Annotated in this window: 12 protein-coding genes; 5 read left to right on the plus strand and 7 right to left on the minus strand. The window is 70.8% G+C overall.

Translation table 11 applies throughout. The annotated features are described in order from the left end of the window. The first annotated feature begins 250 nt into the window (after positions 1-250). Positions 251-457 carry a DUF3073 domain-containing protein gene (locus ACH34S_RS10045; RefSeq protein ID WP_395952428.1) on the plus strand — a complete coding sequence of 69 codons (207 nt, stop codon included), beginning with the start codon at positions 251-253 and terminating at the stop codon, positions 455-457. Between the two features lie 229 nt (positions 458-686). Here the strand turns inward: ACH34S_RS10045 and purM are convergent, their stop codons facing one another. Further along, positions 687-1,712, minus strand: a complete 1,026-nt coding sequence (gene purM, locus ACH34S_RS10050; protein WP_395952215.1) for a phosphoribosylformylglycinamidine cyclo-ligase — start codon at positions 1,710-1,712, stop codon at positions 687-689. Next, a complete protein-coding gene (gene purF, locus ACH34S_RS10055; protein WP_395952216.1) occupies positions 1,709-3,169 on the minus strand; it encodes an amidophosphoribosyltransferase in 1,461 nt (486 codons plus the stop codon). Before purF ends, purM begins: the two co-directional genes overlap by 4 nt. Positions 3,170-3,366: 197 nt before the next feature. On the opposite strand from purF, the gene ACH34S_RS10060 reads away from it, so the two are divergent. Next, on the plus strand, positions 3,367-3,663 hold the full coding sequence (locus ACH34S_RS10060) for a hypothetical protein (RefSeq protein ID WP_395952217.1): 297 nt from the start codon (positions 3,367-3,369) through the stop codon (positions 3,661-3,663). 15 nt (positions 3,664-3,678) lie between these two features. Here ACH34S_RS10060 and ACH34S_RS10065 read toward each other — a convergent pair whose 3' ends face one another. Continuing rightward, positions 3,679-4,143, minus strand: coding sequence for a sterol carrier family protein (locus tag ACH34S_RS10065; RefSeq protein WP_395952218.1), 465 nt, complete (start codon positions 4,141-4,143; stop codon positions 3,679-3,681). Between the two features lie 169 nt (positions 4,144-4,312). Here ACH34S_RS10065 and ACH34S_RS10070 point away from each other — a divergent pair, with 169 nt between their 5' ends. Both ACH34S_RS10070 and ACH34S_RS10075 read left to right on the plus strand, forming a co-directional pair. Then, complete coding sequence (locus ACH34S_RS10070; RefSeq protein WP_395952219.1) at positions 4,313-6,169, plus strand: serine/threonine protein kinase; 1,857 nt, start codon at positions 4,313-4,315, stop codon at positions 6,167-6,169. 231 nt (positions 6,170-6,400) lie between these two features. Beyond that, positions 6,401-7,321 (plus strand): coiled-coil domain-containing protein, encoded by a 921-nt coding sequence (locus tag ACH34S_RS10075; RefSeq protein WP_395952220.1) that lies wholly within the window; start codon positions 6,401-6,403, stop codon positions 7,319-7,321. Positions 7,322-7,400: 79 nt separating this feature from the next. Here the strand turns inward: ACH34S_RS10075 and purL are convergent, their stop codons facing one another. The 4 genes from purL to purS form a co-directional block, all read right to left on the minus strand. Then, the gene (gene purL / locus ACH34S_RS10080; RefSeq protein WP_395952221.1) at positions 7,401-10,841 is read right to left on the minus strand and encodes a phosphoribosylformylglycinamidine synthase subunit PurL; all 3,441 of its coding nucleotides are present in this window, start codon (positions 10,839-10,841) and stop codon (positions 7,401-7,403) included. Then, positions 10,838-11,518 (minus strand): phosphoribosylformylglycinamidine synthase subunit PurQ, encoded by a 681-nt coding sequence (gene purQ, locus ACH34S_RS10085; RefSeq protein ID WP_395952222.1) that lies wholly within the window; start codon positions 11,516-11,518, stop codon positions 10,838-10,840. Before purQ ends, purL begins: the two co-directional genes overlap by 4 nt. A 97-nt stretch (positions 11,519-11,615) precedes the next feature. Continuing rightward, complete coding sequence (locus ACH34S_RS10090) at positions 11,616-12,056, minus strand: ATP-binding protein (protein WP_395952223.1); 441 nt, start codon at positions 12,054-12,056, stop codon at positions 11,616-11,618. 370 nt (positions 12,057-12,426) lie between these two features. Then, positions 12,427-12,669 (minus strand): phosphoribosylformylglycinamidine synthase subunit PurS, encoded by a 243-nt coding sequence (gene purS / locus ACH34S_RS10095; RefSeq protein WP_171064619.1) that lies wholly within the window; start codon positions 12,667-12,669, stop codon positions 12,427-12,429. A gap of 118 nt (positions 12,670-12,787) precedes the next feature. On the opposite strand from purS, the gene ACH34S_RS10100 reads away from it, so the two are divergent. Continuing rightward, positions 12,788-14,407 carry a hypothetical protein gene (locus ACH34S_RS10100; protein ID WP_395952224.1) on the plus strand — a complete coding sequence of 540 codons (1,620 nt, stop codon included), beginning with the start codon at positions 12,788-12,790 and terminating at the stop codon, positions 14,405-14,407. Positions 14,408-14,566: the final 159 nt, after the last annotated feature.

Genomic DNA, 14,566 nt, shown 5'->3' on the forward strand with positions numbered 1-14,566 from the left:
ACCATGGGCCGCCGTGGGGAGCCCCCAGGGGTGTACTGCGGCGGCCCTTAGCACGCCCTCGGGACCACCGGATACACTGTTGTCATAAGCAACAGAAGCGCCGCCACGTTCCGTCCATGTACCGAGCCGGGCGCAAAACGGGTACGGTTGTACCCGTGACTGACGCATGGCTCATCAGGCACCAGTTCGTGTGGTACACGCGCGCGTTGATGGGCCCACGAAAGCCCTGACCATCGAGGGGGTCGAGCCAATGGGTCGCGGCCGAGCCAAGGCCAAGCAGGTAAAGGTTGCCCGACAGCTCAAGTACAACAGCGGCAACACGGACCTCGACCGCCTGAAGAGCGAGCTGGGAGTCAACGAGACGGGGGACGACTCCTACGACGAACTCGCCGAGAAGTACGCCGACTACGCCGACGATTACGGCACGGAGGAGCGCAAGGACGGCACCTCCGGTTGACCGGCTGACACCGACGCCACTGCCCGCGCCATCGGGCAGTGGCGTTCGTCATTCGGAGCCCCTGAACGCGTCCGTGAGCCGCGTTCGACGTCCCTTGGTACTCGTGTGACCCTTGGGGCCCGAGAGACCCTCAGCGGCCACCTCAGCCCCGTCCATGGACGGTTGCGGCGCCGCGGCGCGCGTCGCCGGGTGGGCGTGACAATGATCACGCTGGTCGCGGATCGCGGGATCAGACGAGGGTCGCCTTGCCGGTGCCCGCGGTGATCTCGCCGAGGTGCCAGGCCGGAACGCCGCGGGACGCCAGGACGCGCAGAGCCTCGTCGGCGGCGTCCGGTGCGACGACGGCGGCCATGCCTACGCCCAGGTTGAACGTCGTGTCCATGGCTGCCTGGGAGACGTCCCCGTAGCCCTGGAGGACACGGAACAGAGCCGGTACCTCCCAGGAGGAGCGGTTCAGCACGGCGTCCATGGTCGGGGGCAGTGAGCGGGCCAGGTTCGCGGCCAGGCCGCCGCCCGTGATGTGAGCGAACGCGTGCACACCACCCTTGCCCGTCAGCTCAAGGCAGTCCTTGGCGTAGATGCGGGTCGGGGTGAGAAGTTCCTCGCCCATGGGACGATCGAGGTCCGCGGGCTTGGAGTCGAGGTCCAGGTCGGTCGTGGCCAGGATGTGCCGGACGAGCGAGTACCCGTTGGAGTGGATCCCGGACGACGCCATCGCCAGGACGGCGTCCCCCACGCGAACACGGTCGGGGCCCAGGACATCGTCCGCTTCGACCACGCCCGTCCCTGCGCCGGCGAGATCGAACTCGTCCGCCTCCAGGAGGCCGGGGTGCTCGGCGGTCTCGCCGCCGACGAGGGCACAGCCGGCCAGGGCGCAGGCGTCCGCGATACCGCCGACGATGTCGGCGATCCGTTCCGGGACGACCTTTCCGCAGGCGATGTAGTCGGTCATGAACAACGGTTCGGCACCGCATACGGCGAGGTCGTCGATGACCATGCCGACCAGGTCGTGACCGACCGTGTCGTACACGCCGAGGCGGCGCGCCAGGTCGACCTTGGTTCCGACGCCGTCCGTGGACGTGGCGAGCAACGGACGCTTGTAGCGCGCGAGAGCGGACGCGTCGAAAAGCCCGGCGAACCCGCTGACGTCGTCCACGACCTCCGGACGCCGTGAACGCGCCACCCGCGACTTCATCAGCTCGACGGCGCGTTCGCCCGCCGCTATGTCGACCCCTGCGTCCTCGTAGGACGTCATCGGATGACTTCCAGGACGTGCTTGCCGCGGGCGTCCTCATCCACCGGGATGGGGTAGACGCCGTCGAAGCACGCCCGGCACAGGTTGTCCTTGGGGATTTGCGACGCGGAGATGAGCTCGTCCAGGGAGATGTAGCCGAGCGAGTCGGCGCCGATGGAGTCGCGGATCTCCTCGACCGACAGGTTCCCGGCGATCAGCTCGGCGCGGGTGGCGAAGTCGATGCCGTAGAAGCACGGCCAGGAGACGGGCGGGCTGGAGATCCGCACATGGACCTCGGCGGCGCCCGCGTCCCGCAGCATTCCGACGATCGCGCGCTGGGTGTTGCCGCGCACGATCGAGTCGTCCACCACGACCAGCCGCTTGCCCTCGATCGCCTCGCGCAGCGGGTTGAGCTTCAGCCGGATGCCGAGCTGGCGGATCGTCTGGGACGGCTGGATGAACGTCCGGCCGACGTAGGAGTTCTTCACCAGGCCCTGGCCGTAGGGGATGCCCGACGCCTCGGCGTAGCCGATCGCGGCCGGGGTGCCCGACTCCGGCGTCGGGATGACCAGGTCGGCCTCGACGGGATGCTCGCGGGCCAGGCGGCGCCCGACCTCCACCCGGGTGGCCTGGACGCTGCGCCCCGCGATCGACGTGTCGGGCCTGGCCAGGTATACGTACTCGAACAGGCAGCCCTTGGGCCGCGCCTCGGCGAACCGCTCGGAGCGCACACCGCCGCCGTCGATCGCGACCAGTTCCCCGGGCTCGATCTCGCGGACGAAGCGGGCGCCGACGATGTCGAGCCCGGCGGTCTCGGACGCCACGACCCAGCCGCTGTCTTCCAGGGCGCCGAGGACGAGCGGCCGGATGCCCTCCGGGTCGCGGGCGGCGTACAGGGTGCCCTCGTCCATGAAGACCAGGGAGTACGCGCCACGGGTGGCGGGCAGGATCTCTCTGGCCGCCGCCAGGGGGCCGCCCTCACCGCCGTAGGCGAGCAGGGCCGTCAGCACCTCGGTGTCGGTGGTGGCGGTCAGCACGCCGGGCTCCAGCCGCTTGGCCAGATCGAGGGTGTTGATGAGGTTGCCGTTGTGGACGAGCGCCAGCCCGCCCGCGTCCGACGACCGGAACGTGGGCTGCGCGTTCTCCCACGTGGGCGAGCCCGTCGTGGAGTAGCGGCAGTGGCCCACGGCGATGTGGCCGCGCAGGGTGTTCAGCACCGACTCGTCGAAGACCTGGGCGACGAGGCCCATGTCCTTGAACACGACGATGCGGGAGCCGTCGCTGACGGCGATGCCCGCGGACTCCTGCCCGCGGTGCTGGAGCGCGTACAGGCCGTAGTAGGTGAGCTTGCTCACCTCGGCCCGGGACGCCTGGTCAGCGGGGACCCAGACGCCGAAGACCCCGCAAGCGTCCTGCGGGGGGCGGTCGGTGGGATCGATGTCGTGGCTCAGACGTCCGTCACGGAGAGGCACGTTCATCAGTCTAGATGCCTGATTCACCTGCTCCGATCGGCGGTATCTCCTTAAGGGACCTTTACCCCGCGGAACCACGGGCATCAAGTGAAGCGGGGGAATCTGGTGACCGACACGTGGAGGATCGCATGACGCTGCCCGGGTACCAGACGTATTCGCCACCGGCTCCGCCCAAGCGGAGCACTCTGGCGAGGGCTTCTCAGGTGCTCGGAATCGTTGGCCTGGTGGGCCTCGTCCTGTGTCTGGCGGGTGTGATCCCCGCGCTCATCGGGGTCGTCTTGGGGGCGGTGTCCCTTGTGCGCCGTGACGCTGACCGCCGCCCTGCGATCGTGGGCGTCGTCTGCTCGTCCCTCGCCCTCGTCATAGGCGCCACGATGCTGTTCGTGCTGCTGAGCAAGGCGGCCCAGTGCGGCGACGAGGCGCGGTACCCGGACGACACGTCGCGTCGAGACTGCGTCGAACGCGAATTCCCCTTCGCCCAGGCGAACCGGACCCCGTAGGCAGAAGCCCGTAGGTCACCCGGGCTGGGTGCCCTCCCGGTCGAGGGGCAGCGGTACATGCCCTGACAAGTCCGCGCGAGCGCCGCTGGCACGGACCCGTCCGTCCGCTACGGCGTCGTCCCAGGCCAACCGGCCCGTGGCCAGACCGATCCAGGCGGCGGCGTCCATCTCGACCACATTCGGGGGTGTACCCCGGGTATGGTGCGGGCCGTCGATGCATTGAACGGCGGCATAAGGAGGAACACGGACCTCCACCGAACGGCCGGGCGCGAGCTCGGCGAGCCGGTCCAGCAGGAACCGCACCGCTCCCATCACGACCGGCCGGGACGGTTCGGCGCTCCCTGCCTCGATACCGGCCAGAACGGTGTCCAGCGCCGCGCGACGCAGCTCGGCGGGTTCGTCGGCGCCGGCGTACGGCGGCAGGCCGAACGCGCCGCGCTGGTCGTTCAGAACGGCGAGGGTGAGCGGTTTCCGCGACATCGCCACCGACGCTACCGGGTCGCGGCCGATGGACCGCTCCGGCCCGCGATGGCCCCTCGGCGCCGCGCAGACGGTAAAAAGGACGCGGTGCCAGGCCAGGGGGTGGCCGCGGGAGTGAAGAAGACGGGGACGCCGGGGACGCTCCCCGGAGGACACGGAGGTTCGTCAGATGCCCGAGGCGCTGCCCCTGCAGCCGGGTGACCCGCGAAGACTCGGCGCGTTCGAGATCACGGGACGGCTCGGTGTCGGCGAGCAGGGCGCCGTCTTCCTCGGCAGGGACCAGGTAGGCGGCCCCGTCGCCGTGAAGGTCCTGCACGTCCGGCTCAGCGGCGAGCCCGCCGCCAGGACGCGGTTCGCGAACGCGTTCACCTCCGCTAGGAAGGTCTCCGGTTTCTGCACGGCGGCGATCCTGAGCGCCGATGTGGAAGGCGACCGTCCGTATGTGGTGAGCCAGTTGGTCGACGGGCCGTCCCTCCAGCAGCTCGTGGACGAAGAGGGCCCGCGGGGTGGCGCCGTCGTCGAGCGCATGGCCGTCGGTACGGCGATCGCGCTCACGGCCGTCCACCGGGCCGGTGCGCTACATCACAATCTGAAGCCCGGGAACGTTCTCCTGGGGCGGGACGGGCCACGCCTGAGCGATTTCGGTATCGCCCATGCGCTGGAGGCAGTGAACGCGTCCTTCAGCGGGCACATCACCGAGGACCCGTCCTACAAGTCGCCCGAGCAGCTCAGCGGCACCGGCATCGGCCAGCCCGCGGACGTTTTCGCCTGGGCGTCGACCATTCTGTTCGCCGCCACGGCACAGCCGCCGTTCGGGGACGGTTCCCCGTCCGAGGTGATGCAGCGGATCGTCTACGACGAGGTGGACCTGTCGGACGTCCCCGATTCACTCCGCGAGATCCTGGCCGACGCCTTCGTCAAGGACCCGGCCCACCGTCCGACGGCCAAGGACGTCCTCCAGCGTCTCCTGGACGAGAACGGCTCGCTGATAGGCCGCATGCCGCCCTCGATGGCGGTCGAGGGCCGAGCACTGGCCTTCGGCGCCCCCATGCCGCAACCCGCCCAGATGGCACCGCCACCGATGCCGCCACGGACGCCCATGGGAGCACCGCCGCGTCCCATGGCCACCGGCCCAGGCGCCCCCACCGCGTTCACCCCCGCCCCTGGGCCTCCGCCGAGCGCCCCGCCGACCCCGGTGCAGGGAACCCCGACGCCGTCCGTCCCGCTCCTGGGAAAGCTTTCACGCAAGCGCCGGTCGCGCCCGGAGTCCCAGCCCGAGCCTCCCGCACCGCCCGCGGCCGACCTGGATCCGGCCGCTTTCGAGGAGACGGCGACCTTCAAGGCGTTCGCCTCAGATGACCCGAACCAGCCCGCCCAATCGGACAAGACGGCGGCGTTCAGCGCGGTAGGCCCCGACCCAACGGCGACATTCGACGCCGTAGACCTGGACGAGCACCCCAACGCCACCGAACCGACCCCGCACCTCATCCCTGGGCTGGGACAGGGCCGAGACGCCACCGAACGGCCTCCCTCCCCGTTCGCGCGGATGCGGCGCCCCAGCAACCACGTGCTCGGTGTCGCGCTGTCGCTGTTCATCGGGGTCGGCGTGGGCATCGCGATCATCGCGCTGGTGCTGTGGCCCCAGCTCAAGGCCGACGACGACGGGTCGCCGCCCGACAGCACCAACGCGTCCAACAACCGCCCGGTGACGACCATCCCGTCATCGTTCGCCGGGACGTGGAAGGGAACGGTCGTCAACACCAACCGCAACGTCTCGTTCCCGGTAGAGGTCACGTTCCAATCCGGCGGGACGACCGGGCGGGTGTTCTATCCGAAGGAGAAATGCGTCGGGGCGCTCCAACTGACGAGGGGCACGGAAAGCGCGCTGAAAATGTCGCTGTCGGTCGCTAAGCCGTGCACGTCCGGAGTCGTCCAGATCACCCGCCAGCCGGACGGCACGCTCCAGTACACATGGAGCCGACCAGGCACGAGCCTCGGCTACGGGGGCCGGCTGAACCGTGGATGAGTCCCGTCCCGTACCTGGAGAAGTGACTGTGAGTCGTGTCACGTAAGATGGCTCGGCCCCCAGCGAGCGAGCAGGGCTTATTGCGCTTCGCACCGCCCCACCCATCCCTGGGGTTTAACCTTGGCGATGCACTGATGGCACTTTAAGGTCCATTGACCTACGGCCAGGACGAGAGGAGAACACGTGGAGACCCCCGCCTCCGCACGCCCACGCGGTGGAAGGCGCGCCGCCATGGCTCTCGTGGCCTTCGCCGCCGCGCTGCCTCTGGTCGGCACCGCCACCCCGTCCGCGGCGGCCCCGCCCGCCCTGGCCGCGCTCAACGCCTACGCCGCCGACCCCGGCGACAGCAAGAAGTTCAACCAGCTGAGCCGGCAGATCGAGAAGCTCGACAAGCAGTACGGCGGCGACCTCGCCAAGCTCAAGGACGTCCAGTACGCGGCGGAGAAGTCGCTCAAGAAGGCCAAGGACCTCCAGCAGGACCTCGTCGAGGCCCGCAACCTCGTCGCCCAGCTCGCCGCCACCCAGTACATGATGAACGGCGAGGACCCCACGATCACGGTCGTGACGTCCACGAACCCGAGCGACCTCCTCAGCAACGCCACCCTGGTCAGCCACCTGTCGCAGAACAAGGCCGCGAAGGTCGCGCAGATCCAGAAGCTCGTCAACGAACAGCTCCAGGCCCGCCAGCAGGCCCAGGCGAAGATGGCGGAGCTGCGGAAAGAGATCAAGGACCTGCTCAGCCGGAAGTCCAAGATCCAGGCCCTGGTCAAGCAGTACAAGCCCGAGTCGCCGAGCATCGGCATGGGCGGCATCACCCCCCGCATGCTCAAGGTCAAGAACACCATCGACCTGGAGACCGGCCCGTTCCCCGTGATCGGCTGCACCCGTCCCGGCGACCCGCAGGACCACGGCACCGGCCGCGCCTGCGACTTCATGGTGACGACCGGCGGCGCGATGGCCTCCGGCAGCGCCCAGGCCCAGGGCGACCAGGCCGCCCAGTACGCGATCTCCCACGCGAACGCCCTCGGCATCAAGTACGTGATCTGGCGCCAGCGCATCTACGACATGCGCAGCCCCGGCTGGCGCATGATGGAGAACCGCGGCGGCACCACCGCCAACCACTACGACCACGTCCACATCTCGGTCTTCTAGCCGTATCCCGTAGACGTATCCGCACTAACGCGAAGGGCGCCCCCGGTCTGGGAGGCGCCCTTCGCGTTGAGTGGACGGGTCAGTCGGCGTAGCTGGGGAGCATGTGTTCGTGGGCCTCGCGTAGTTCGTGCAGAGGGATGCTGAACAGCTCCTGCTGGTCGCCTTCTGGGGCGCGGCCCGTCACGGTCAGGCTGTCGCCGCCCGCGACGCCGAGCTGGGCCACGGGGACGCCTGCCGACTCGCACAGGGCCGCCAGGCGCGCTTCGGCGCCCGGCATGACCACGACCATCGCGCGGGCCACCGACTCGCTGAACAGCGCGACGAACGGGTCGCCATGCAGGGTGATCTTGGCGCCGAGGCCGCCGCGCAGGCACGACTCCACCAGGGTCTGGGACAGGCCGCCGTCCGACAGGTCGTGGACGGCGGTGACCAGCCCGTCCCGGATGGCGTTGACCAGCACGGACGCGAGCGCCGCCTCCGCCTTCAGGTCCACCAGCGGGGGCAGGCCGCCCAGGTGGCCGTAGACGACGTGCGCCCATTCCGAGCCGCCGAACTCCTCGCGGGTCTCGCCGAGCAGCGCGATCGTGGCGCCGTCGGTGGTGAGCGACATGTTCACGCGGCGGCGGACGTCGTCGTGGACGCCGAGGACGCCGATGACCGGGGTCGGGTTGATCGCCGCGGTGCCGGTCTGGTTGTAGAAGCTGACGTTGCCGCCGGTGACCGGGACGCCGAGGTACTGGCAGCCGTCCGCGAGGCCCTCGACCGCGCGGGCGAACTGCCACATGACGCCCGGGTCTTCCGGAGAGCCGAAATTGAGGCAGTTTGTAACGGCCAGGGGGCGCGCGCCCGTGGCGGCGACGTTGCGGTACGCCTCGGAGAGGGCGAGTTGCGCGCCCGCGTACGGGTCGAGGCGCGTGTAGCGGCCGTTGCCGTCCAGGGACAGGGCGATGCCCAGGCCCGACTCGTCGTCGATGCGCACGACGCCCGCGTTCTCCGGCATGGCCATGACGGTGTTGCCCATGACGTAGCGGTCGTACTGGGACGTCACCCACGTCTTGCCCGCGAGGTTCGGCGAACCCGCCAGCCACAGGACGGTGCGGCGCAGCTCGTCGCCGTTGGACGGGCGCGTCAGCCGCCCTGGCGTGTCCGATTGGAGGGCGCCGAGGTCGGGCGGCGGCTGGAGCGGGCGCTGGTACACCGGGCCCTCGTCGGCGGCGGTGACCGGCGGGATGTCGACGATCGTCTCGCCGCGCCACGTCATGACGAGGCGTCCCGTGTCGGTGACCGTCCCGATCACGGTCGCCGGGATCTCCCAGCGGGCGCAGATCTCCAGGAAGCGGTCGACCTTGCCGGGCTCGACCACCGCCATCATGCGCTCCTGCGACTCGCTCATGAGGATCTCCTCGGGGAGGAGGGTCTCGTCGCGGAGCGGGACGGTGTCGAGGTCGACGTGCATGCCGCCGGTGCCGGCCGCGGCCAGCTCGGTGGTCGCGCAGGACACGCCGGCCGCGCCGAGGTCCTGGATGCCGACGACGAGGTCTTCGCCGAACAGCTCCAGGCAGCACTCGATCAGCAGCTTCTCCATGAACGGGTCGCCCACCTGGACGGACGGCCGCTTGCGGTGCGACTCCTCGTCGAACGTCGCGGAGGCGAGGACGGACGCGCCGCCGATGCCGTCCGGGCCGGTGAGCGCGCCGAAGAGGATCACCTTGTTGCCGGGGCCGTGGGCCACCGCGCGCTTGATGTCCTCGTGCTTCAGCACGCCGACGCAGAGGGCGTTGACCAGCGGGTTCTGCTCGTAGCAGGCGTCGAAGACCGTCTCGCCGCCGATGTTGGGCAGGCCGAGCGAGTTGCCGTAGCCGCCGATGCCCGCGACCACGCCGGGCAGGACGCGCTGGGTGTCGGGGGCGTCCGCCGGGCCGAAGCGCAGCGAGTCCATGACCGCTACGGGCCGCGCGCCCATCGAGATGATGTCGCGGACGATCCCGCCCACGCCGGTCGCGGCGCCCTGGTACGGCTCGACGTAGGAGGGGTGGTTGTGCGACTCCACCTTGAAGGTGACCGCCCAGCCCTGCCCGATGTCGACGACACCGGCGTTCTCCCCCATGCCGACGAGGAGCTTGTCGGTCTTCGGGGCCTTCTCACCGAACTGGCGCAGGTGCACCTTGGAGCTCTTGTACGAGCAGTGCTCGCTCCACATGACCGAGTAGATCGCCAGCTCGGCCGACGTCGGGCGCCGCCCCAGGATGCTGCGGACGCGCCGGTACTCGTCTTCGTTCATGCCCAGCTCGGCGAACGGCTGGGGGCGGTCCGGGGACGCGGCGGCGACGGCGACCGTGTCCGTGCCGGAGTAGCCCGGCGCCGGGGCCTCGATGGCCGGTTGCGGGCCCGTCCCGGGGCCGACGGCGGGCAGCGGGCCCGTGCCAGGACCCACGGCGGGCAGCGGGCCCGTGCCAGGGCCCACGGCGGCCTGCGGGCCGGTGCCCGTGCCTATGGCGGGTTGAGGTCCGGTGGTCCGGCCGATGGCGGGCTGCGGGCCGGTGCCGGGGCCGACGGCCGGCTGCGGGCCCGTGCCGGGACCCATGCCGAGTGCGGGCAGCGGACCCGTTCCGAGGCCGATGGCGGGCTGCGGGCCGGTGCCCGGGCCCACGAGGGGCTGCGGGCCGGTGCCCGGACGGACCGCTGGCTGCGGGCCTGTGCCACTGCCGACGGCGGGCTGCGGGCCTGTGCCGGTGCCTACGGCGGGCTGCGGCCCTGTGTTCGGGCCGACTGCGGGCTGCGGGCCCGTGTTGAGGCCGACCGCAGGCTGAGGGCCCGTGTTGGGGCCGACTGCGCGCTGTGGGCCCGTGTTCGGGCCTACGGCCGGTTGGGGGCCGGTGCCGGTGCCGATGGCGGGCTGCGGGCCCGTACCGGAGCCTACGGCGGGCTGCGGGCCGGTGTTCGGGCCGACCGCGGGCTGCGGGCCGGTGTTCGGGCCCACGGCCGGTTGCGGGCCCGTGCCCGTTCCTACGGCGGGCTGCGGGCCGGTGCCGGGGCCGTGGACGGCCGGGTTCGACGGGGCGGCGGGCCCCATGTACTCGCTCACGTCAGGAGTGGTGAGCGTCGGGTCGGCCAGGGTGGACGAAGGGTCGCCGGAGGCGCGCTCCTCGGCGAGGGCGCGGGCGAACTCGCCCTCGGGCCCGCCAAGCACACCGCCGGGCGGTACCTGGAGGGGGCCAGGGGCGGGCTGGGCGGCGACGAACGCGTCCTGCACGGCCGGGTCGACGCGGATGGCGGGATCGACGCGGACGCCCGGCTCAGGCCGCGCGGCCTGCTCCGGCCGGGCCGGGCGGGCGGACGGGTCCGCGGGCTTGGCCTCTTCGAGCATCGCCTCGAACGCCTGGGTCACCGAGGGGTCGACCGGCTGGAGTTCGGGGTCGTCGGCGTCGGACTTGAGCTCGCCGAGCCACTCCATCGAGGGCTCGTCCTCCGCGGACTCCCGAGGTGCTCGGGCGGGGGGCTGGGGCCGTTGCTCGCTCATGCGGTGACCAAACTCTTGACGATCGAGGTGAAGAAGCCGAGCCCGTCGGTGGACGGGCCGGTCAGGGACTCCACTGCGTGCTCGGGATGGGGCATGAGACCGACGACGTTCCCGGCCTCGTTGCAGATTCCGGCGATGTCGTCGAGGGAGCCGTTGGGGTTCAGGTCGACGTAGCGGGCGACGATCCGGCCGGTGTCGGCCAGTTCGGTCAGGGTCTCGCGGTCGGCGGTGTAGCGGCCGTCACGGTTCTTGACCGGGATCACCAGCTCCTGCCCTTCCCGGTAGTCGGCGGTCCATGCGGTGGCGGTGTTCTCGACCCGGAGCCGCTGGTCGCGGCACACGAAGTGCAGGCCCGCGTTCGGCAGCAGCGCCCCGGGCAGCAGGTGCGACTCGCACAGTACCTGGAAGCCGTTGCAGATCCCGAGGACCGGGAGGCCGGCGCCGGCGGCGGCGACCAGCTCGGTCATCAGCGGGGCGAACCGGGCGATCGCTCCGGCGCGCAGGTAGTCCCCATAGGAGAACCCGCCGGGGAGGACGACGGCGTCGACCCCCTGTAGGTCGTGGTCGCCGTGCCACAGGGCGACCGGCTCGGCGCCGGACAGCCGCACTGCGCGTGCGGCGTCCTTGTCGTCGAGTGAACCGGGGAAGGTGATGACCCCGACCCGGGCAGCGTCCATCTCTTCTGTTCCTCCGAAATGAGGGGCGGCCGGGACGGGCGGGTCGTTCCGCCGATCACCCCGATGCGCGTCGATTCTCCCCCGCGCGCGTACCAATCTACCCGGCGCTGTGCATGAGCCTGCGGTCGAGGCGCCGGACCAGGGCCCCGTCTCGCCAGGTCAGGCGCTTCCGCAGGTGGACGACCGTGCCCCTGTCCGGGGTGGAGTCGATGTCCAGATCGTCCACCAGCGCACGCATGATCTTAATGCCGCGCCCGGATTCGCTCAAAATCCCCCGTTCTTCGGGGGCCGGCCTGGGCCCGCGGCCCTGGTCCGTGATCGTGAGGGTGCAGACGCCCTCGTCCACCCGTCCGGCGATCTCGTAGTCACCGGTGGCGCGTGCGTGCTGGACGACGTTCGTACACGCCTCGGAGGCGGCGACCAGGACGTCGTCGACGCAGTCATCGGAAACGCCCAGCCCCCGCAGCGCGTCTCCCACCACGCGGCGGACCACCGGGATGCTCAGCGCCTCGCACGGTAGCGAGAGCGAGATCCTCATATCCACCCGGACACCTCGTGTCCGCTCCGGGCTGCGACCGTTCCCCCGGTCCCGGAGCGTGCTCGACGACTCGACGCAGCTAACAGTTCCCCGGCGGAATCTTCCGTAATCGCTATAGTCGCGGGTCTTTCACGATCACCGCGTTGGCACGCTCTAACCCGGACCATCGCCTGGAACGCACCAATGCGCTCGGAATCGAACGGTATTGCATGCCATTCCACGTCAGGGGCGCCGAACGGCGAGAACCCCTGAAACGCGCGAAGTGTTTTGGACCGTTTTAGACGCTTGCGACGGCCGATAGCGGCCGTAACGCCTGGGAGCGCCAGGACGGGTGGGAGCGCTGGGACGGCCGCCACGCCGCCCAGGACGGCTAGAGGACGCGGAGCTCGTAGTTCTCGATGACCGGGTTCGCCAGCAGCGTCTCGGCGATCTTGCCGACCCGCTCCAGGGCCGCCTCGTCGGCCTCGCCCTCCAGCTCCACCTCGAACCGCTTGCCCTGCCGGACGGCGACGATCCCGTCGAACCCGAGCTGCGGCAGCTTCCGGGCGATGGCCTGACCTTGCGGGTCGAGGATCTCCGGCTTGAGCATGACGTCGACGACGACACGCGCCACGGCAGCCCCCTCACTCATCAGCACTTTTTCCTTACGATCCTGAAGCGTACGGCACCATGGCCAGTCACAGCCCACCCCGTGCCCGTCCCGCCCCCCAGCCCCACGCCGGAGCCGCCCGATGAACGTCGAGGACCTGACCCCGCCGGAGCGCCGCCTCTGGGAAGCCTTCCCGAAGGGCGAATCGGTCGACCTGACGTCGGGGGACCCCGCGTTCGACGACATAGCGCAGGCCGACCACTGGGGGCATGACCGGATGGTCAGGGCAGAGGTCCTGGTGGCCCTGCTCGTCGGGGCGGTGGAGGCGGAGCCGGGGCAGGTCGCGGCCGTCCGGCTCGGCGGGGCCCGGATCACCGGCTCGCTCAACCTCGGGCACGCGGACGTCAGCGTCCCGCTGGCGCTCACCGGCTGCTCGTTCGACGAGGCGCCGCACCTGTACTGGGCGAGCATGAACAGCGTCCATCTGATGCGCTGCCGGCTGCCCGGGCTGATCGCGTCCGGGACCCGGGTGGACGGGCATCTGTGGCTGGAGGGCAGCCGGATCACCGGCGGGCTGTGGCTGGACGGCGCCAACATCACCGGAATCCTGAACATGTCGGGCGTCCAGCTGAGCAATCCGGGCGGGGACGCGCTGCTCGCCGACCGGCTCACGGTCGAGGCGAACGTCTACTGCGACCAGGGGTTCACCTCCAACGGGGAGGTCAGGCTGCCCGGGGCGCGCATCGGCGGGCAGTTGATCCTGCGGGGTGCACGGCTGAGCAATCCGTCCGGGCCCGCCCTTTACGCGAGCCGCCTGGACGTCGCGGCGAACGTGTTCTGCGACGGCGGGTTCACCGCCGAGGGCGAGGTCCGGCTGCGCGGCGCCAGCGTCGGCGGGTACCTGTCGTTCGTCGGCGCGCGGCTCTCCGCGCCGGGGCGTACCGCGCTGAACGCCGACGATCTGACCGTCGAGACCGACATCTACTGCTCGGACGGCTTCACCGCCGTCGGCGCCGTCAGCTTCTCCGGCGCCCGCGTCACCGGCCAGCTCAGCCTGCGCGACGCGCGGCTGCGGCACGACCAGGGGACGGCCCTCAGCCTGCAGCGCGTCCAGGCGGAGGAGCTGCTGCTGCGCACCGCCGAGCCGATCCACGGCACCGCCGACCTGTCCTACGCCCGCATCAACCTGCTGCGCGACGACGCCGCGTCCTGGCCGGAGCGCCTCCAGCTCGACGGCCTCCAGTACGAGACGCTCGAACCGCCGCTCACCGCCCGCCAGCGCCTCGACTGGCTGCGCCGCGACACCGACGGCTACGCCCCGCAGCCCTACGAGCGCCTCGCCCAGACCTATCGTGCGCTCGGCCTGGACGCCGACGGCCGCTACGTCCTGCTCGCCAAGGCCCGCGACCGGCGCCGGACGCAGGGCGTCTCCCGCAAGATCATCGGCTGGTTGCAGGACGGGCTGGTCGGCTACGGCTACCGCCCGTTCCGCGCGGCGAGCTGGCTGATCGGGCTGCTCGCCTTCGGGACGATCGTCTTCTCGCTCCACAAGCCGGACGTCCTGGACAGCGGCCAGAAACCGCATTTCAACCCGTTCTTCTACACCCTGGATCTCATCCTGCCGATCGGCACGCTCGGGCAGGAGATGGCGTTCGCGCCCAAGGGCGTCTACCAGTGGATCGCCAACTTCATCGTCGCGGCCGGGCTCGTCCTCGGCCTGACCGTCGCGGCGGGCGTGACCAGGGCACTCTCCCGCGAGTAGATGATCCGGCCCGTCGGCCCGGGTGGCATGTGTCACGTTTGCGTGCTCTGCCATTGCCGGGGGTAGGTGTCCCGTTGGCAGGACTTGCATCGCGGGGTGTGAGGTCTGCCACGATGGCATAAGCGGCTTTTGTCCCTTACCGGGGACGGAGGTCGTGGA

Source organism: Actinomadura sp. 3N508 (genome assembly GCF_044326375.1).
Taxonomy (GTDB): Bacteria; Actinomycetota; Actinomycetes; order Streptosporangiales; family Streptosporangiaceae; genus Spirillospora.